Origin of the sequence: Nonomuraea sp. NPDC059023 (genome assembly GCF_042740095.1) — a bacterium.
Lineage (GTDB): Bacteria > Actinomycetota > Actinomycetes > Streptosporangiales > Streptosporangiaceae > Nonomuraea.
Window position 1 is genome coordinate 17,684 of the sequence record NZ_JBHYIO010000068.1, and the last position, 17,768, is coordinate 35,451.

General features: G+C 66.6%; 22 protein-coding genes. 20 read left to right on the plus strand and 2 right to left on the minus strand.

Translation table 11 applies throughout. The features are described from left to right. Nucleotides 1-99: 99 nt before the first annotated feature. From ACFWYW_RS55600 to ACFWYW_RS55655, 12 genes are all read left to right on the plus strand, one after another. Nucleotides 100-663, plus strand: coding sequence for a hypothetical protein (locus tag ACFWYW_RS55600; RefSeq protein WP_379625742.1), 564 nt, complete (start codon nucleotides 100-102; stop codon nucleotides 661-663). A gap of 72 nt (nucleotides 664-735) precedes the next feature. After that, nucleotides 736-1,680 carry a phage major capsid protein gene (locus tag ACFWYW_RS55605; RefSeq protein ID WP_379625740.1) on the plus strand — a complete coding sequence of 315 codons (945 nt, stop codon included), beginning with the start codon at nucleotides 736-738 and terminating at the stop codon, nucleotides 1,678-1,680. Between the two features lie 51 nt (nucleotides 1,681-1,731). Continuing rightward, entirely contained in the window at nucleotides 1,732-2,745 is a 1,014-nt protein-coding gene (locus ACFWYW_RS55610; protein WP_379625738.1) for a glycosyltransferase family 4 protein, read from the plus strand. 10 nt (nucleotides 2,746-2,755) lie between these two features. Further along, nucleotides 2,756-3,385 (plus strand): hypothetical protein, encoded by a 630-nt coding sequence (locus tag ACFWYW_RS55615; RefSeq protein ID WP_379625736.1) that lies wholly within the window; start codon nucleotides 2,756-2,758, stop codon nucleotides 3,383-3,385. Beyond that, a complete protein-coding gene (locus ACFWYW_RS55620) occupies nucleotides 3,382-3,717 on the plus strand; it encodes a hypothetical protein (RefSeq protein WP_379625734.1) in 336 nt (111 codons plus the stop codon). The genes ACFWYW_RS55615 and ACFWYW_RS55620 overlap by 4 nt, the downstream gene beginning before the upstream one ends. A 1-nt stretch (nucleotide 3,718) precedes the next feature. Further along, nucleotides 3,719-3,994, plus strand: a complete 276-nt coding sequence (locus ACFWYW_RS55625) for a hypothetical protein (protein ID WP_379625732.1) — start codon at nucleotides 3,719-3,721, stop codon at nucleotides 3,992-3,994. Nucleotides 3,995-4,101: 107 nt separating this feature from the next. Then, the gene (locus ACFWYW_RS55630) at nucleotides 4,102-4,368 is read left to right on the plus strand and encodes a hypothetical protein (protein WP_379625730.1); all 267 of its coding nucleotides are present in this window, start codon (nucleotides 4,102-4,104) and stop codon (nucleotides 4,366-4,368) included. A gap of 56 nt (nucleotides 4,369-4,424) precedes the next feature. After that, nucleotides 4,425-4,979: a hypothetical protein gene (locus ACFWYW_RS55635; RefSeq protein ID WP_379625728.1), complete on the plus strand. Its 555-nt coding sequence runs from the start codon at nucleotides 4,425-4,427 to the stop codon at nucleotides 4,977-4,979. Between the two features lie 94 nt (nucleotides 4,980-5,073). Next, nucleotides 5,074-5,430 carry a hypothetical protein gene (locus ACFWYW_RS55640; protein ID WP_379625726.1) on the plus strand — a complete coding sequence of 119 codons (357 nt, stop codon included), beginning with the start codon at nucleotides 5,074-5,076 and terminating at the stop codon, nucleotides 5,428-5,430. Next, on the plus strand, nucleotides 5,373-5,816 hold the full coding sequence (locus tag ACFWYW_RS55645; RefSeq protein WP_379625724.1) for a hypothetical protein: 444 nt from the start codon (nucleotides 5,373-5,375) through the stop codon (nucleotides 5,814-5,816). Before ACFWYW_RS55640 ends, ACFWYW_RS55645 begins: the two co-directional genes overlap by 58 nt. 42 nt (nucleotides 5,817-5,858) lie before the next feature. Beyond that, nucleotides 5,859-10,073, plus strand: coding sequence for a hypothetical protein (locus tag ACFWYW_RS55650; RefSeq protein WP_379625722.1), 4,215 nt, complete (start codon nucleotides 5,859-5,861; stop codon nucleotides 10,071-10,073). Further along, a complete protein-coding gene (locus tag ACFWYW_RS55655) occupies nucleotides 10,061-11,239 on the plus strand; it encodes a hypothetical protein (protein ID WP_379625720.1) in 1,179 nt (392 codons plus the stop codon). The genes ACFWYW_RS55650 and ACFWYW_RS55655 overlap by 13 nt, the downstream gene beginning before the upstream one ends. A 3-nt stretch (nucleotides 11,240-11,242) precedes the next feature. Here the strand turns inward: ACFWYW_RS55655 and ACFWYW_RS55660 are convergent, their stop codons facing one another. Continuing rightward, nucleotides 11,243-12,004, minus strand: coding sequence for a type II toxin-antitoxin system Phd/YefM family antitoxin (locus tag ACFWYW_RS55660; protein ID WP_379625718.1), 762 nt, complete (start codon nucleotides 12,002-12,004; stop codon nucleotides 11,243-11,245). A 73-nt stretch (nucleotides 12,005-12,077) separates the two neighbouring features. Here ACFWYW_RS55660 and ACFWYW_RS55665 point away from each other — a divergent pair, with 73 nt between their 5' ends. Together ACFWYW_RS55665 and ACFWYW_RS55670 are read left to right on the plus strand one after the other, a co-directional pair. Next, the gene (locus ACFWYW_RS55665; protein WP_379625716.1) at nucleotides 12,078-15,137 is read left to right on the plus strand and encodes a hypothetical protein; all 3,060 of its coding nucleotides are present in this window, start codon (nucleotides 12,078-12,080) and stop codon (nucleotides 15,135-15,137) included. Then, nucleotides 15,134-15,304 carry a hypothetical protein gene (locus tag ACFWYW_RS55670; RefSeq protein WP_379625714.1) on the plus strand — a complete coding sequence of 57 codons (171 nt, stop codon included), beginning with the start codon at nucleotides 15,134-15,136 and terminating at the stop codon, nucleotides 15,302-15,304. The genes ACFWYW_RS55665 and ACFWYW_RS55670 overlap by 4 nt, the downstream gene beginning before the upstream one ends. 1 nt (nucleotide 15,305) lies before the next feature. Here ACFWYW_RS55670 and ACFWYW_RS55675 read toward each other — a convergent pair whose 3' ends face one another. After that, a complete protein-coding gene (locus ACFWYW_RS55675; RefSeq protein ID WP_379625712.1) occupies nucleotides 15,306-15,515 on the minus strand; it encodes a hypothetical protein in 210 nt (69 codons plus the stop codon). A gap of 191 nt (nucleotides 15,516-15,706) precedes the next feature. Between ACFWYW_RS55675 and ACFWYW_RS55680 the strand changes: the two genes are divergently transcribed. The 6 genes from ACFWYW_RS55680 to ACFWYW_RS55705 are packed head-to-tail and all read left to right on the plus strand — an operon-like array spanning nucleotide 15,707 to nucleotide 17,593. Then, nucleotides 15,707-16,027, plus strand: coding sequence for a hypothetical protein (locus ACFWYW_RS55680; protein WP_379625710.1), 321 nt, complete (start codon nucleotides 15,707-15,709; stop codon nucleotides 16,025-16,027). Beyond that, nucleotides 16,020-16,220 carry a hypothetical protein gene (locus ACFWYW_RS55685; RefSeq protein ID WP_379625708.1) on the plus strand — a complete coding sequence of 67 codons (201 nt, stop codon included), beginning with the start codon at nucleotides 16,020-16,022 and terminating at the stop codon, nucleotides 16,218-16,220. The genes ACFWYW_RS55680 and ACFWYW_RS55685 overlap by 8 nt, the downstream gene beginning before the upstream one ends. Beyond that, nucleotides 16,217-16,561: a hypothetical protein gene (locus ACFWYW_RS55690; RefSeq protein WP_379625706.1), complete on the plus strand. Its 345-nt coding sequence runs from the start codon at nucleotides 16,217-16,219 to the stop codon at nucleotides 16,559-16,561. Before ACFWYW_RS55685 ends, ACFWYW_RS55690 begins: the two co-directional genes overlap by 4 nt. Next, on the plus strand, nucleotides 16,554-16,703 hold the full coding sequence (locus tag ACFWYW_RS55695) for a hypothetical protein (protein ID WP_379625704.1): 150 nt from the start codon (nucleotides 16,554-16,556) through the stop codon (nucleotides 16,701-16,703). Before ACFWYW_RS55690 ends, ACFWYW_RS55695 begins: the two co-directional genes overlap by 8 nt. Next, nucleotides 16,700-17,443 (plus strand): CHAP domain-containing protein, encoded by a 744-nt coding sequence (locus tag ACFWYW_RS55700; protein WP_379625702.1) that lies wholly within the window; start codon nucleotides 16,700-16,702, stop codon nucleotides 17,441-17,443. Before ACFWYW_RS55695 ends, ACFWYW_RS55700 begins: the two co-directional genes overlap by 4 nt. 3 nt (nucleotides 17,444-17,446) lie before the next feature. Further along, nucleotides 17,447-17,593: a hypothetical protein gene (locus tag ACFWYW_RS55705; RefSeq protein ID WP_379641396.1), complete on the plus strand. Its 147-nt coding sequence runs from the start codon at nucleotides 17,447-17,449 to the stop codon at nucleotides 17,591-17,593. The last annotated feature ends 175 nt before the right edge of the window (nucleotides 17,594-17,768 follow it).

The following is a 17,768-nucleotide window of genomic DNA, read 5'->3' on the forward strand; positions in this document are numbered from 1 at the left end:
ACTGACCTTTCCCAGTGCCGGAGCCGACATGGCGACGGCTCTCTTTCATGCCCACACCCTCGCCGACATGGCGGGGCTATCCCGCCATGGGAGTTGTCCATGTCTGAAACCGCGCCTGAGATCGACGCTGACGTCGAGCAGACGCTCGCTGAGGCGATCGAAACCGTCGAGCCGTCCGAGACGCCGGAACAGGCGGAGCCCGACAAGGGAGCCGTCAAGCCCGGACCGACAGCAGCCGACGTAGCCAAGTGGAAGGCGTTGGCCCGCAAGCACGAGACCGCGGCCAAGGCAAACGCTGACGCGGCCAAGCGGCTCGCCGAGTACGAGGACGCGCAGAAGACCGAGCAGCAGCGCATGCAAGACCGCGCGCAGTCTGCGGAGAAGCAGCTGGCCGCACTCACAGCGCAGAACGCGCGCCTTATGGCCGCGACCGTCCACGGCATTCCGGCTGAGCTGATCGACCTTCTCGGTGATGGCACCGAGGAGCAGATCAACGAACGGGCGGAGCTACTGGCCGCGAAGCTCGCCGCTGTCGTGCCGCCTGTCGCTCCCGCAGCGCCGCCACAGACGCGGCCCGTGGAGTCACTGAAGCCCGGCGCCGCGCCCGGAGGCAGCGACCCCGACCCGGACGCCTGGCTGCGCAGCCTGGCGCACCGTACCTAACACCTGATCACGCAGCTACCGGAACTCCTGCACGGGGCCCGGGGCCGCTGCATGCCTTGAAAGGAGAGCCCCGTGCCCTACAACTCCATCATCAGCAGGGACGCCAGCAACGACCCGCTGGTGCCGGTGCCGGTGAGCAACCAGATCATTCAGGAGCTGCCGGGCCAGTCGGTGATGCTGCAGCGCGCCCGCCAGGTGCGGATGTCGTCTCGCACTCAGCGGCAGCCTGTCCTGGACGCGCTGCCGACGGCGTACTTCGTCAACGGCGACACCGGGCTGAAGCAGACCTCTGCTCAGGACTGGAAGAACGTCGAGCTCGTCGTCGAGGAACTCGCCGTGATCGTGCCGATCCCGGAGGCGTACCTGGACGACGCTCAGGTGCCGATCTGGGACGAGGTGCGCCCGCGCATCGTGGAGGCGTTCGGTGTCGCGATCGACGCCGCGACGCTGTTCGGCGTCTCGAAGCCGTCCACGTGGGGTAACCCGATCTACCAGAGCGCCGTCGCCGCGGGCAACGTCGTCACCGCCGGCACGGATCTGGCGCTGAACGTGTCGCAGCTCGGCGAGCTGCTGGCCAAGGACGGTTTCCCGGTCAGCGCGTTCGCCTCGCGTCCTGGCCTGAACTGGAAGCTCGTGGGTCTTCGGGCAACCGACGGCCACCCGATCTACCAGCCGGACCTTCAGGGCCGCCCCGGCGGCACCCTGTACGGCTACCCGCTGAACGAGGTCGCCAACGGAGCCTGGAACGCCACCGAGGCGGAGCTGATCGCGGGCGACTGGAGCAAGGCGATCATCGGCATGCGGCAGGACATCACGTTCAAGATGTTCACCGAAGGCGTCATCACCGACAACTCCAACGCTGTCGTGCTGAACCTCATGCAGCAGGACGCCGTCGCGCTCCGCGCCGTCATGCGGCTCGCCTTCGCGACCGCGAACCCGATTACGGCGCTCAACGCGAACGCTGCGACGCGCTACCCGTTCGGCGTGCTTCGCGCCGCTTCCTACACCTACTCCTGATCCGTCCTCTGACCCGCGCGCCACCCCAGAGCAATCCTCTGGGGTGGCATCTTGGAGGCCCTCGTGCGCGTCCTGGCCATGCTCCACCTGTATCCACCGACCGGGAACGCCGGCGCCGAGTGGGCCATGCACACCCTGCTGGCCGCTCTCGTCCAGCGCGGTCACGAGGTGGATGTGCTCATCATCGAGCCGTCCGCGATCGAGCAGCCGTACACGCTCGACGGGGTGCGGGTGCACCCGCGGCGCGGCAAGGGCGACCCGTTCGAGTGGCTGCTGGACGATGCCAGGCGACCACACGTGATCGTCACCCATCTGATGAACACGCCGCGGGCGACGGTGCTGGGGGAGATGTACGGCGTCCCGGTCGTGCACGTTCTCCACAACGATCACGATAACGAACGCTCGTGGTTGCAACGGCGTCCAGCGCTGGTGGTCTACAACTCGGACTGGGTGCGGGACTCGTGCCTGTCCTGGTGGCAGGACCGGCACGTGGAGGAACCGCCGCAGGCGGTGGTGGTGCGGCCTCCAGTGATCGCAGCCCACTACGAGACGACCCCGGGCGACCGGGTGACGCTCATCAACCTGTGCGAGAAGAAGGGCGGCAGCCTCTTCTGGGAGATCGCCCGCCGCATGCCCGACGTCCAGTTTCTCGGCGTGATGGGCGCCTACGGCCAGCAGATCGTCAAGGATCTGCCGAACGTCGAAATCCAGACGTGCGTGCCCGGCGACCAGATGCGGGACACGGTGTACGCGCGGACCAAGGTGCTGCTCGTGCCCAGCGAATACGAGAGCTGGGGGCGCGTCGCCGTCGAGGCGATGGTCAGCGGCATCCCTGTCGTCGCCCACCCGACGCCGGGGCTGCGTGAGTCGCTCGGCGACGCTGGAATCTTCGCCGATCGGGACGAGCCTGAGGCGTGGGTGGCGGAGATCCGGCGTCTGCGCAAACTCCCGGTCTGGAAGGCCGCATCCAAGCGGGCCAAGACGCGCGCAGCCGAACTCGACCCGACACCGGACCTGCAGACCTGGGTGGAAGCCGTCGAGGCGACCGCCCACCTGACCGTGTGAGGAGGCCGCGGTGACCGCTCTCGCGTGCGTGAAAGACGTCGAGCTGCGGCTGGGACGGACCTTCACCTCCGACGAGGCCGGCAGAGCATCGGTACTCCTTGACGACGCCTCCGCGCTCGTGCGCGCCTACACCCGGCAAGACTTCGCGCCACCCGCTCCTACAACCGTCGTGCTGCGGGCCAGCGGGGGAGTGGTGCGTCTGCCGAAACGGCCCGTCACCGCGGTCACCTCGGTCGTGATGGTGGGCATGTACGGCTCGCCGGACATCACGGTCGTCGGCTGGGGCTGGGACGGCCTTGACGTTATCGACGTGTCCGGCTGGACCTCCTGCATCATCAACCTGCCGGAAGCCGTCTACGAGGCAGATGACCTGCCGTCCACATACCGCGTCACCTACACGCACGGGTACGCCACCGTCCCGCCCGTTGTGGTCGCGGTCGTGGCCGGGATGGTCGGCCGCACCATGGCGGCACCCACCACCACGAGCGGGCTGACGTCCGAGACGATCGGCTCCTACTCCTACCGGCTCGCAGAGCCCGGCGTCGGCACCGCCGTGTCCTTGACTTCCGCTGACAAGGAACTGCTGGACGCGGCTGGCTTCCGGGCGCGGGCTGCGACTATCCCGGTGAGGCTGCGGTGATCCCCGACCGGCTGCTGCCGCTCCTGCTGACCCAAGTCCGGCCGGCACAGGGGACGGACCGGTACGGCAACCCCGAGTACGACTACGGGGCCGCCACCAGGACCGCTTTCAAGGCCTGGATCGACCAGAGCTCAGCCTCGGAAGAGACACCAGACGGACGCAACGAGATCGTCGGCGCCTGGAAGCTGATTACCAACCGGTCTGGGATCGACGCCAACGACCGGATCGAATGGGACGGCACCGTGTACGAACTCGACGGCCCGCCCTGGCCCGTCCACACCCCGGCAGGGATCCACCACTACGAGGCGAAACTCCGGCGAGTGGAGGGCTGACATGGCCGTACGCGTAGTCCTCAACCCGGCAGGGATGCGGGAACTGCTGCGCTCCAAGCCCGTCGAACGTGACCTGCTGCGCCGCGGCAAGCAGGTGGCTGCCGCAGCCGAGGCGATCGGCGTTGAGCCTCACGAGGGTGACGTCGACTACTACGCCGAATCCTCCGTCGGCTCCACCCGAGCCCGCTGCGTCGTGGTCGCTGACCATCCCGGCGCGCAAGGCCAGGAGGAGAAGTATCGGACACTCGGCACCGCGATTGACGCCGCAGGCCAGTAGCCGTGACCACGTATCCGGACACCGAAGAACTTCTCGGCGCCTACCTGGCTCCCATCGTTGGAGTGCCCGTACGCACGCGTGTACCGCGGCAGCGTCCAGAACGATGGATGCAGATCCGGCGAGTTGGCGGCGTCAACGACATCGTCCGCGACCGGCCGCGCATCGACGTGTGGGCGTGGGCCCCGGACGACGCCGCCACGTTCGACCTGCTGATGACGGCCCGGTCGGCGATCCACGCACTAAAGGGCACCACCTTGCTTGGCCCCGCCTGCTACCAGGTTGAGGAGTTCCTCGGGCCGACGCGCTCTGACGACCGGGAGACCGGCTCTCCACGCATGTGGATGACCGTCCAGTTGTCGATCCGCACCAGCTAGACCCGCGCACCATGGCCGCGCCTGCGGCATCACCACCAACCTTCAAGGAGACACTGATGGCGCTTGATGCCGCCAAGGTCAGGGTGGCCGTGACGGGTGCGGTATACGCCGGACCCACCTCCGCCACCGCGCCAACTTCGGCCACCTCCAGCGTGCCCGCTGCCTACAACGACATGGGTTACATCTCCGAGGACGGCGTCACCGAAGCGTATGACGAGGACACGCAGGACATTCAGGCGTGGCAGGGCGGCGCTATCGTCCGCACCCTGATTTCGTCCAGCAAGGCGACGCTGCAGTTCACGATGATCGAGTCGAAGGCGTCCACGCTGGAGCTGTTCCACAAGGGCTCCACGATGGAGTCGCTCGGCGTCAACGGCTACAAGATCGACGTGAAGACGCCGAACGTCGTGCGTAAGAAGTTCATCCTCGACGTCCTCGACGGCGACAAGCACATCCGCATCTACGTGCCCGACGGCGAGGTCACCGAGCGCGGAGAGATCACGTACGTGAACGACGACACGATCTCCTACAACGTGACGGTCACCTGCTACCCGGTCGCCGACGTCGTGCTGACCAAGTTCAGCGACGACGTGAACTGGTCGTACTCGTAGATCGCCAAGACCCCGGGATGGACGCGAATCGCGCGGGTCCGCGTCCGTCCCGGCTTCCACCCTGCACCCGCGCACCGCACGAAAGGACCCGCGCATGACCACCAGAAGCCCCCGAGCAGCCAAGCCCGCTGCTGGCGCCACCAAACCAGGTAAGGCCTTCGACCTTGACGCCGTCGAGGCCGAAGCGGCTGGCGAACGATTCGAGTTCATCTTCGGTGGCCGCTCCTACAGCCTGCCGCACCTGCACGACATCGACCGCAGCCTGCTCAACGCCGCCGACCAGGGCGACGTAGCCGCCATGCAGCAGGCGTTTCGCTTCGGTCTGGGCGACGACTACGACGAGTTCGACGCTCAGCCGATGAAACTCCGGTCCCTGAACGCCCTCTTCCAGGCGTGGACGGAGCATTCCGGTCTGAAGCCGGGGGAATCTCGGGCCTCCACGCGCTCCTAGTCGAGCACGGGGAGGCGATCGAGTGGGACCTATCCCACTACCACCACGGCCGCTCCATCAAGGACCTGTTCACCGGCGCCATGAGCTGGTGGCAACTGCGCGCCTACCTGTCGCATTTGCCGCGCGAGTCCGCACTAGCCCGCTCCTTGCTCGGCAATGACGTCATGTGGGGCCTGAACGAGCAACTTCTTGCTGCGGCGATCGACGCGCTGAAGGTTGCGAACTACCAGCGGTCCGGCGGCAAGGGTCGTAAGCCCAAGCCGTTCCCACGCCCCGGCGTTGAGAAGACCACAGCCGAGCCGGTCCACCACGGCAAGACCGATCGCGACCCGGACCAGGTTGTCGCCTACCTGGCCAACTTCCGGCCGCGAGCCGCATCTGCCTGACCTCGAACCGCCTGTCTCCACCACGCATCTCGGGGGTGAGGCATGGCGGCCGAGGTCGGCTCTGCGTACGTCACGATCCTGCCCAGCGCCAGAGGCTTTCGCCGGGCGCTGGAGAAGGAGCTCAACCAGCCCCTTTCCGACGCCGGACGTGACGCGGGCCGATCCCTCGGTGATGCCATCGCACGTGAGGGCGGCGGAGCGGGAGACCGCTTCGGCAAGAACTTCACCCGCGCCCTCATCCCCAGCCTCGGCACCGCGACCAACGCGGTAGGCCGCTTCGGCTCTTCCCTTACGAGCGCGCTGCTGCCGAGCCTCGGCCAGGTCACCGCCGGGATCGCCAAGCTCGGCGCCGGCGCGGGAGTCTTCTCCGTCCTCGCCGCCGGCGCGGGCGCAGCAGCCACTCAGGTGCTCGGCCTCGCCGCGGCGCTGGCGCCCGCATCCGGAATCCTGCTCGCGCTGCCTGGCGCGATCGGGCTGGCCGCTGGCGCGATGGTCACGCTCAAGCTGGCTGTCGCCGGTGTCGGTGACGCGTTCAAGGCGGCCCTCAGCGGTGACGTTGAGAAGTTCACGAAAGCGATCGAGTCGCTCTCGCCTGCCGCGAAATCCTTCGCGATCGAGTTCCGCGACGCAGTCCCGGCACTCAAGTCTTTCCAGCAGGCCATCCAGGAGGCGTTCTTCTCTGGGCTCGGCCCTGGACTGATCAACCAGTTCGTCGCCGCGATCCAGCAGATCAGACCCCACCTGGAGGGCGTGGCCGACGCCTTCGGGCGCCTCGGCCGCCAGGCCGCGGACTTCGCAACGTCGAGCACTGCCGTCAGTGCAGTACAAGGCATCTTGATCTCGTTGCGGCAGGCGCTTGAGGCAAGCGGTGTCGCTATCCAGCCGCTCGCGCAAGGGTTCCTCCTGCTCGCGCAGGAAGGCGCGGGGTTCCTCGCGGAGCTGGTGCCGGGGATCGCTGCCGCGGCGGCGCGGTTCGGGGACTGGCTGACCCAGATTTCGCTGTCCGGTACCGCGCTGCAGTGGATGCGAGACGCAGTCGGCGTCCTCAAGCAGTTGGGCGCGCTGTTCGCCGATCTGTGGGGCATCGTCCGCGGAGTCTTCAACGCTCTGGATGCCGCAGGCGTGTCCGCGCTGGGGACGCTCGGCCAGCTCGTTGATGCCGCCAACGCCTGGGTCCGGTCGATGGAGGGTCAGCAGGTCCTCGTCTCCGTATTCCGGTCGCTCGCCCAGGTCGGGCAAGCGCTGGTGCCGGTCATCACGGCCATCGCCACCGGGATCGGGAGTCTCGCGCCGATCGTCGCAGATCTCGCGACCGCGTTCGGGCCGGTGCTCACCTCCGCCATCCAGGCGATCGTTCCCGCACTCGCGGCTCTCGGGCCTGGCCTGGTCGCGGTCATTCGCGGGCTCGGTGACGCCGTTGCCGCGCTCGGCCCCGCGTTGCTGCCGCTGGGCGAGACCATCGGCGGCCTCTTTGAGGTGGTCGCTCCGGTCTTCGCGCAGATCGGCGAAGCCGCGGCTGCGCTGCTGCCCGGTATCACTGCTGTCGTCGCCGGGATCGGGCAGGCCATCGCTGGGATTGGTGGCGCGCTATCACCGGTCGCGCAGGGCATCTCGGCGGCCTTCAGCGCCGTGGGCCCGGTCCTCGCCCAGTTCGGGCAGGTCCTCGGCGGCGTGCTCACCGCGCTCGCGCCGATCCTTCCCGTCATCGGCGAACTGGCCGCGCTCCTCGCGGGCACGTTCCTGACGGCGGTGTCAGCGCTGACCCCGCTGATCGGCCCGCTCGTCGCCGCCCTCGGCCAGGTGCTGGCCGTGGTGACGCCGCTGATCACCCAGGTCGGGGCGCTCGCCACATCCGCGCTGACCCAGCTCGTCACCGCAGCAACACTGCTGCTGCCCACGCTGGCGCAGATCGCGTCCGTTCTCGGCGGCGCCGTCCTGAACGCGGTCGGGCAGCTGTTCCAGGCGTTGCTGCCGCTGCTGCCCGTGTTCGTGCAGATCGCCGACCTCCTGGCGAACGCTTTCGCGGGTGCGCTCGCCACGATCGTCCCGCTGATCACGCCGATCGTCGGGGCTCTCGGCCAGTTCCTCGCGGCGGTGGCGCCGCTGGCCGCGCAGATCATCCAGCTCGCGACCGGCATCCTGGCCATCCTCCTGCCCGCGATCACTCCGCTGATCGGCATCGTCCAGCAGGTCGTCACCGTCCTCGGTGGCGCGCTGCTGCAGGCGTTCGGCCAGCTGATCGCCGCGATCCAGCCGCTCATCCCGGTGATCCTCAGCGTCGTCGAGCTGTGGGTCGCCCAGCTCCTGCCTGCGATCACACCGTTGATCCCGATCCTGGCGCAGATCGCCAGCCTGCTCGTGTCCACGTTCATCCAGGCCTGGGCCACGCTCGCCACGGCGCTCGCCCCGCTCCTGCCGGTGATCGGCGAACTCGCCGCGACGCTCGGCCAGGTCCTGCTCGACGCGATGCGGGCGATCGCTCCGCTCGTGCAGGTGCTGGCGAAGGCCATCGCGGACCTGCTGCCGGTGTTCACGCCGCTGATCAAACTGGTGACGCAGGTCGCCGCCCAAGTCGGCGGAATCCTCGTACAGGCGATCACGATGCTCGTGGAGGCCATCACTCCGGTCTTGCCGATCATTGTCGAGTTGGTCAAGCAGATCGGCGAGGCGCTGGTCTCCGCCATGCAGGCTGCCGCTCCTGCGCTGCTGCAGGTCCTCCAGGTCGTGGTCGGGTTGCTACCCGCGCTGACGCCGCTCATCGGCCTGGTTGTTCAGCTCGTCCAGCAGATCGTTCCGCTGGTGCTGCAGTTCCTGCCGCTGTGGGTGCAGCTGATCCAGACGCTCGCCCCTGTGCTGACGAGCCTGGTGGGGATTGTCGGCCAACTGCTGACGGCGCTGATGCCCGTCCTCACGGTGATCATCGACATCGCGATGAAGGCTCTCACGCCGCTCATCGGGATCGTCCTGCAAGTGCTGCAGGCGTTCATGCCGCTCATCCAGGCAGTGCTACCCGCTCTGGTGAAGCTGATCGAGGCCATAGCACCCGTCCTCGTCCTGGTGGCGACGACGTTCGGCCAGCTGCTCCAGGCTGTGATGCCGCTGATCGACGTGCTCCTCGAACTCGTCATGGCGATCCTGACGCCGCTCATGGGCCTGATCCAGGAGATCGCTCCACTACTGGCTCAGCTTGTCGGGATCTTCGCGCAGATCGTGCAAGCGGTCATGCCGTTGATCGAGATCCTGCTGAACCTCATCGTGTCGGTGCTCACGCCACTCATCGAGATCATCGCGTCGGTCATCTCGTGGCTGGTGGAGCGTCTCGCGCCGGTCTTCGAATGGCTGGCCGGGATCATCAAGGGCGCCATCCAGATCGTCGTGGATGTCTTCGAGTGGCTCTACAACACGCTCGTCGGCAACTCGATCATCCCGGACCTGATCCAGGGCATCCGCGATTGGTTCCAGAAGGGCGTCGACTGGGTCAAGGGCATCATCCAGTGGTTCGGCCAGCTCCCCACGATGATCGGCAACTGGCTGTCGTCCGTACGCGACAAGGTGTCCGAGATCTGGAACAACATCCGCAACCTGATCGCGGAGCGGATCAACGCCATCCGGGACACGATCTCCAACATCATCGGCCAGATCAGCCAGCGCTGGAACGAAGTCTGGGAGAACGTCAAGAACTTCGTCGGCAACGCCTGGAACAACATCATCAACGCCGTCAGCAACGGCGTGAACAACGTCCTGAACTGGTTCCGCAACCTGCCCGGCCAGATCGTCGGAGCGATCGGCAACCTGGGCGGACTGCTCTACAACGTCGGCCACGACCTGATCATCGGGTTGTGGAACGGGCTGGTCGGCATGTGGAACTGGCTGCGGGATGCGATCTACAACTTCTTCTCGTCGATCATGCCGCAGTGGGTCAAGGACGCACTCGGCATCGCCTCACCGTCCAAGGTTTTCGCCGCGATCGGCCGAGAACTGCCAGCAGGTATGGCGGTCGGCATCGAGAAGGCACAGGGCCTGGTGGAGGACGCCGTCGCTGGGCTCGCCTCGACGGCATCCATCGCCGCGTCATCTGACGTCTCTCTTTCTGGAGGCGGGGCATCGGCCGGCGGCGTGACGATCACGGGTGACCTCGTGGTGAACATGGACGCCATCGTCGATCTCCGCTCTGCTGACGCCGGCGTGCGGAGCTTCGTCCAGCAGATGCGTGAGCGCCTGCTCGCCTTGGAGAAGGAGACGGCGTGGGCGACCTGACGATCGGCCGGTTCACAGTCCGGGAGACGTGGGAGGTCACGGAAACCGGCGCCGGCGTCCTCCAGGTCGCAGGCCGTGAGGTGATGCCGCCGCTCACCCGCCCGGAAGTGGTGTACCGGTATGAGTCGGCTCTCGGCTCGCAGGGGCTGCTGGTGCCGGTCATCTGGGAGGACAAACCGGAGAGGTCCGGCTACTACACGGTGACTACAGCGTCCGGGGACATCATGGACCGGGCCGTCGAAGGCGCTGTCATCGCCGAGTGGAAGCTGGCGCTGGCCCGGCACGGTGCCGACACGGACGTGGATCTGGAGTCCCGTCTTACCGGCGCTGTTAGGGCGAACGACTTCTCGCTGACGGGGGAGCGGTGGCATGCGCCGCCGATCGGCCACTACGCCTACTATACCGGCTCCACGATCCCGTCCACGATGACCCGCACCGGCGCGGACGGGGCGATGACCGTCTATCGAGGTGTACCTGCCAACGTCAGCCCGCGCTGGGGGTGCGACGTTGAGGAATACCTGATTGGGCGTGTCCGGATTCTGAGCGTCGGCTACGAGCGGGTGGGTGTCGGCCAGGCGGTCGAAGCCGACGACTGGGAGCTGACCAACGGCCTCGTTAGAGTACGACCGCTGCTGTCCGGCGGCACCCTGGAGATCGCTGCCTTTACGTCGGGAGCTTGGCGCACGAAGGCTTGGTGGGTCGAGGTCGGCACCACGCAGATCGCCCGCTGGGAGGCGGCGACCATCCTGCGGAACGACCCCGAGATGTGCGTTCTCCGGCTCACAGAGCATCGCTCAACGGTTGGCCGAGCCGTACTGGATCTCACGCTCAGACGCGGCTCCCGCTTTGTGGAGGGCTACCTCCAGCGCGGCGACTCGGGGACGCTTCACGTCTACCTGGCGTCGGCGGAGACGATGACGGACTCGACCTCGTACGTGGTCAAGACGACCAATGATGGCGACGGCAACCGCGCCATCGCCGGGAGCGCGCGGAACTTCGACGCGCACGCGAACGGCGGCCTCACCAAGACGTCCACGACCTGGCTCGACTTCTACGTTGGTGTAGTGGCGGGAGGCGGCTCTGCTGTGTCTGGAGACCAGGCCACCAACCTGCGGGACGCCTACATAGCCTGCATGCCTGAGGTGACGATGGCTGTGAAGCGGTAGGCGTTACTCAGCCGGAACTGCGCCGATGTAGTCGCGTGCCGCGCCGCCCAGGCTGTCCGTTTCGACGAGGATACAGAGCTTCCTCTCGGGGTCCCAGGAGGCAATCGGGGTGAGGTCCTCATCAAGGCGGGCGCGGTTCCGGCCGTCACTCTTGTTCGGCTCCCAGTCGCCGTTCAGCCATGCGCGGGCGTCGCTGGCGAACCTGCCCAGCATGTGGTCCCCGGCCGCATTGAGCGACCATGTGGAGCGGCCACGGCCGATGACGAGGAGTGGGCCGTTGGTCTGGTAGAGGGTGACCGTGTTGGGCGCGTTAGGGAACGGGCTGGGTTGGACCGGGTGCTGCTCGGGAAGGTAGATGCCCGGCTCGATGCCGACCTCCTCGCCGTCGCCCTCCTCGATGAGGCCAGAGCGGGTGATGCGGAGGGTCATGCGCTCACCGGCCATGTTCTCGTCGCCGACGAGCTCGTCCCGCGCGACGACGGCCAGGACGTCGCCCTCCTGGTATACGGCCAGGATGATGAACCCGTAGCCGAGCCCGGCGGCGGCTTCGAGCCATTCGTCCACGGCGTCGTCGCGCCAGTCGCCCTGGTCGGTGACGGAGATGGCGATGTCGCGAAGGGCGATGTACTGCGGAACCGGTGTGATCATGGCGGCGGGCCTTCCGTTGCGGGTGATGATCGTGGCCTTGTGGTTGTACTGCGCCTTGGCAACCAGGTCTCCGAGCTGGGCGCGGGCCTCTCGGAGGCCAATCTCTTTCTCGCTCACACCATGAAGAGTACATGGTTCCAACTGTGTACACAATATGATTTGAGCTGGTGTTTCTTCTGGGGGTGGCGGCGTGACGGTGAACGAGCAGCTCATGGGGCTCGGCTCGTGGGGTCTCACGCTCGATGAGCGGACGCCGCGCGAGGTCCTTGACCGGCTCGGCTACTTCGGCCACGTCGCGATCGTCCCCGGCCGCGTAAACCCGGCGGAGTACGGCGACACGCTGCTGACGATGGCCCGCTACGTCGGCGTCCTCACCAAGCGGGACGCCGACGACGTCACGCGTCTCGCTGGCCAGGGCATGGCGTTGTGGCTTGGGGACTCGGACGACAAGGGCGAAGTGTTCGAGTCGCCCGTGAACATCACTGGGCAGACCTTCGCGAACACGATCACGACACTCATGGGTTCCTCCACGGCCGTCGTGGTCGGCACCCTGTACAGCGTCGCGGGCGCCTACTCGGGTACGCACGTTTGGCAGTCGCGCGGCAAGGCCATCAACTACGTCTGCTCCACGATGAACGCCGAGTGGCGGGTCAACGGCAACGCCACCCTGGACGCCGGCCCGATCGCGAACCTGTTCAAGACCACCCCAGACTGTGTGATCGTCCGCAAAGGTGCAGGCAGAGACCTGACCTTGACGGGCCTGGCTGGGGATATGCAGCTCAGCCGGGACGTCGAGGACTTCACGACGCGAGTCGTGTTGCTCGCGCAGGGCGAAGGGGACGCGACGGCGACAGGTGACGCGGACATCATCTCCAACCCCTACCTGGACATTCGCGGGAACCCGGTCAAGCGGGTGCGGCTGGTCAGCGAGTCGGGCACCTCGACGGGGAACGCGGAAGCCAGGGCTCAATTGCAGCTCAACCGGTTCACGGGCACCCGGAACGCGCTGCGGTTGATGGCTCACGAGATTGAGATCGACGGGTCGTTCGAGGTCGGCGACTACGTGTGGGTGTACGACCCCGACTCGGGCTTGTTCGATACGAGCAACGAGGTGACGTTCAGGGGCCAGCGCATCAACCCGATCAAGCTTCGGGCGGTTGAGGCGTCGTGGCCGGTCACGCGTGAGATGACGGTCGCCTACCGGCACCAGGACGGGACCTGGATCAACCTCACGGACTACTTCGTTCCCGAGTCGGGCGGGACGACGGTCGTGGTGGGTTCGCTTGGTCGCAGTCTCACCGGCGCGGGTACCGAACCTGTCGGTCCGAGGCCGATCCCGGACTCGACGATCCCTGGCGTGGTGTCGTGGGATTTGCCGTTCACGACGGGCGTCTACCAGGACGGGCTCGGCAACACCAGAGCGCGCATCCTGGTGAACTGGCTGCTGCCGACCAACTCGGACGGGTCCACGATCTTGGACGGGCACCACTACGAGATCCGGTACGGCGTGAGCCCGGCCACCGAGTGGCAGATCGCCTACGCGCCCTGGGGAGATCTACAGGCCCAGATTCTGGACCTCAGTCCTGGCGTGGACTACGACTTCCAGATCCGCGCGGTTGATGCTGCCGTCCCGCCCAATGTGGGCGCGTGGTCGGCGACGGAGACGGCGACGGCGAACCCGGACACGATCGCGCCGTCCACTCCAGCTCCTCCCACGGTGGCGGGGTCGCGGCTGGCGATCCAGATCACGCACACGCTCGGCAAGGCTTCTGGCGGCACCTACAACCTCGAACTCGACCTCGACCATCTCGAAGTTCACGTGGGCGCGTCGTCGGCCTTCACGCCGGACGCGACGACGTTGAAGGGCAAGGTCAGCGCCCACGCAGGCATGATCGCGGCGGGTATCCCGGCAGTCGGCTCGGTAGAGGTGGAGGAGACCAGCGTCCGGCATGTGAAGGTCATCGCCGTGGATCAGGCTGGCAATAGGTCGAGCGCTTCCACGTCGGCGACTGCAACGGCTTTGCTGATCGACTCGGCGCACATCTCGGACCTGACCGCATCTAAGATCACGGCCGGGACGATCGGCGCTGACATCATCGTCGGTGCCCGCATCAAGACTGCCGACACCGGGGCACGGGCCGAACTCAACACGACCGGGCTGCAAATGTACAACGGCAGCAACGTGCTGCTCGTCAGCCTGCAGGCCAACGGCGTGTTCTTCATGCGCAGCGCAACGAGTGGTGCGCGCATCGACCTGTCCAACGTCACCGGCCTGCAGATTTACAACGCTGGCGGAACGCGGACTGCGTGGCTGGACGTCACCGGCGCGTTCGAGCTGAGGAGTGCCGCCTCAGGCGCACGCACGGTCCTGGACGGCAACGGATTCTCAGCCTTCAACGGCAGCGGGCAGCAGACCGTGAGCATCGCCTCCGCCACCGGAAACGTCTCGGTCGTCGGCGAGTTGGCGACCGCGTTCTCCGGCGAACGGATCGTCATCAACCCTCTCGGCGCTTCAGATCCCACAATTCGCTTCTACCCTGACACCGGAACGAATTATGCGGAACTAAAAAGCCCCGCGAGTGCCGGAGGTCAATCATCGGGAACCTTCGACTTCCTCACCGGAACTTACAACCAGTCCGGGAACCTCTTCCAGGGGCGGCTGCTCCTTGCCGGACACCAAGCGACGCTGTTCGTCGATTGCACGCCCATCGGCACCAACAGCACACTTTTTTTGAGCAGGAATGGTGCGAGCCTCGTATACCAGGCAGGCGGGAGCGGGCACGGTATCAGCATTAATGCAAGCAACGGGAATCTCAACGGGAACTGGCTCTACAACGGTGTGGATGTCAAATCATTCATCATCCCGCACACGACCGACCCGAGCCGCTGGCTGATCCACGCCTGCACGGAATCGCCTCACAACGGCGTCGAATACTGGGGCGACGTCGTACTCGACGGCAGGGGGCGGGCCGAGGTCGAACTCCCCGCCTACTTCGAGACCCTGACTGCGACGGCCGGGCGAACCGTCCACCTGACGGCGGCCACTCCCGGCTCCGAGCCGCTCATTGCCTCACGCCCGAGGAACGGCGTCTTCGCCGTTCGAGGAACACCGATGCAGGAGGTGTTCTGGCTCGTCAAAGCCATCCGCAAGGACATTCCGCCGCTGCGCGTCGAACCCCGCCGCGACGAGGTCAATGTCTACGGCCAAGGGCCGTACCGCTATGCAAGACCAAAGGAGCCCGCGCGATGAACGACCAGCAGCTTTCTGTCCCCGTCGAGGCGTACACGCAGGTCCTCGAAGAGCAGCGCAACAACGCGCTCAACGACGCCGCACAGATGAAGGCGCTCGCCCTCCACCTCAAGGCCGAACTCGACCAAGCGAGCGCCGAGTTGGAGAAGCTTCGCGCCGACGCGTGACCTACTTGTACCGGTAGGTGGTCTTGGTCTTCTTCCGGAAGATCATGCGGAACATCCACCACGGCAACCACACGCACAGGCCCCAAATCCCGCACGTGAAGATCGTCAGCGTGAGATGCGTGGCGTGACTCATCCCCGACAGGCCGCGCTGCTTGGACACGGCAGTCACCTTGCGCGGCATCGGCTGCGGGATGCGGTTCTTCCGGCCCATCGTGCGACTCCTGAGGTTGAGAGGACGCTGTGGGACGCCTCCAGCATCCTCCCGGTTCACCGAACGCGCCTGTCCGGATGCGGACACCTTGATCGTGCCGCCCGTCTTTTTGGGCTGGGAGGCCCTCCGAGGGTGCGGGGCGGGCGGCACTCCACCTCTTCCACCCAGCCTTGACCACGAAGGGGTGAGTGTTGGACTTCATCCAGCTGCCGATCATGCAGGGCGGCGCCGTCGTCGTTCTGCTCGCGGTGCTGTGGCTCATCTTCACCGGCCGGTTGGTGCCGCGCTCCACGCTGGACGACGTCCGAGCCGACCGGGACGCCCGCATCGCCGACGCCGAAAAGGACACAGAACGCGCCTGGCACCTGTACGAGATGGAGCAGACCTCCCACGCGCTCACGAGGAAGGCGCTGTTGGATCAGGCGCTGGGCATGACCGCGCCGGCGTTGGCGGTCGCCGAGACCACAGAGAAGATCCTCTCTGAGCTCAGCCCCGGGAGTGTCGATGGCTAAGCCCACACCCGAGCAGCTCGCAGCCGCAGAAGCAGCAGTGGAGGAGTCAGCTTCGCGCGCCGTACAGGACGCCGCGGAAGGCCAGCAGGTACGCCGCTACGGCGAAGAGCTGGCTTCCAGCATCCGCCAGCGCAACGCCGCCAACCATTTCGCTCGCTGGCTCTTCAGGGACGCGGCGGGAGGTCAGGCATGACCTGGGTGAACACGATCCTGCTGTGGGGAGGACTCCTCGGCGGGATCGTGCCGATGTCCTGGTTCCTAGTCAAGTTCCGGCCGGCGTGGCCGATCCGGTCTCCCGCCTACTTGATCTCTGGGCTGGTGCTCGCCATCTGGATCGCCTACGTGCGCGTGGCCGCTGTCCTCGCGATCCGGGGCTGGGTGCCTCGCATGGACGGGATAGCGGACGCCGCGGCGTCGATCCTGCCGCTGATCCTCGTGGACGCCATGGTCATCGCGCTGCTGGTGAAGTTCAGCCGGTTCAAGGCCGCCTACCTCGACGCCATGGACAAGAGCAAGGAGGCGAACGATGAGTGAGATGAGCGAAGCTGATCTGACTGCCGCTGGCGTGGATACCCGCCCCTGGGAGGCGAGCGAGGACGACGAGGAGGCCGTCCTCCGCGCCTTGTACGGCGAGCCTGACCCCGATGGCGTCTACCGCGGCGAGGCCGCCTCGTGAGCGCCAAGACCATGCTGGCCGCGATGCGCTCCTATCTGGGTACGGCTGGCCGGCCGAACGTCCTCACGCGCCGTTACGCGGCCAGACATGGCGATGAGTTTTTGCGAGCTCCGTGGTGCAACATCGCGATCACCGAGGCTGCCCGCGAGTCAGGCAACGGCGCCGCGGTCCTGCCGGACGGAGACAGGGCTTACACGGTGTGGCACGCCGAGGACGGCCGAGACTTGGGCCGCTGGCACGCTGGCACGGTTGAGAGTATCCGCCGTTTCGCTGAACCAGGCGCGATCGTGTTCTTCGACTGGGACGGCACCAACACCATCGCCAAGATCGACCACGTCGGGATCATCGAGAAGATCCTGTCCGACGGCAGAGTCCAGACCATCGAAGGCAACACCGCAGACGCGTGCAAGAGACGCGTCCGCAGCGCCGGCGTCATCGCGGGCTTCTGGAACCCGCCCTACGAGGCCGATGCGAAGCCCGCACCCAAGCCAGCGCCGAACCCTACGGAGGTCATGGTGAAGAAGCTCCCGATGCTCCGTAAGGGCGACCGCGGCTGGCACGTCAAGACCATGCACTACCTGCTGCTCGCCCGCGACTACGGCGGCTTGGATGGCGTGGACGACACCGTCTTCACCGAAGCGCACCGCAACGGCATCCTCGGCATCCAGGAGGCGGCCGGGATCGAGCGGGACGGCATCTGTGGGCCAGACACCTGGTCCGTGCTGCTACGGGTCCGATAGCTCGTGGACAGCCTGAGCTACCTGACGCTCGACGGCGTTCAGTGGATGGGCGAGTGGCCCTACCAAGCGTTCCTCCCGCAGCTTCCCGAGCGTGCGGAGGACGAGCCCGGAGACGGGCGTATCCCAGGCCTCGTGGATGAGGCCAACTGACCAGCGGATTCATAGCCGCTGCCCATCGGCTTGCATTTCGGAGCCGAGATTCAAAGTCACCTCCAAGAGGAGCATCCTCAAAATGCGCATTCTCAAGAGCGCGCTCATCTCGTTCGTCGTCCTACTGGGTCTCGGCCTGGGCACCGCTCCGGCCTCCGCTGCGGACATCCCGGAC

Coding starts and splice junctions, on each gene's coding strand:
- ACFWYW_RS55640 (WP_379625726.1), top strand. CDS start 5,074: ATGACCACCAGAAGCCCCCGAGCAGCCAAGCCCGCTGCTGGCGCCACC.
- ACFWYW_RS55690 (WP_379625706.1), top strand. CDS start 16,217: ATGACCTGGGTGAACACGATCCTGCTGTGGGGAGGACTCCTCGGCGGG.
- ACFWYW_RS55670 (WP_379625714.1), top strand. CDS start 15,134: ATGAACGACCAGCAGCTTTCTGTCCCCGTCGAGGCGTACACGCAGGTC.
- ACFWYW_RS55625 (WP_379625732.1), top strand. CDS start 3,719: ATGGCCGTACGCGTAGTCCTCAACCCGGCAGGGATGCGGGAACTGCTG.
- ACFWYW_RS55630 (WP_379625730.1), top strand. CDS start 4,102: ATGCAGATCCGGCGAGTTGGCGGCGTCAACGACATCGTCCGCGACCGG.
- ACFWYW_RS55600 (WP_379625742.1), top strand. CDS start 100: ATGTCTGAAACCGCGCCTGAGATCGACGCTGACGTCGAGCAGACGCTC.
- ACFWYW_RS55695 (WP_379625704.1), top strand. CDS start 16,554: ATGAGTGAGATGAGCGAAGCTGATCTGACTGCCGCTGGCGTGGATACC.
- ACFWYW_RS55675 (WP_379625712.1), bottom strand. CDS start 15,515: ATGGGCCGGAAGAACCGCATCCCGCAGCCGATGCCGCGCAAGGTGACT.
- ACFWYW_RS55635 (WP_379625728.1), top strand. CDS start 4,425: ATGGCGCTTGATGCCGCCAAGGTCAGGGTGGCCGTGACGGGTGCGGTA.
- ACFWYW_RS55685 (WP_379625708.1), top strand. CDS start 16,020: ATGGCTAAGCCCACACCCGAGCAGCTCGCAGCCGCAGAAGCAGCAGTG.
- ACFWYW_RS55650 (WP_379625722.1), top strand. CDS start 5,859: ATGGCGGCCGAGGTCGGCTCTGCGTACGTCACGATCCTGCCCAGCGCC.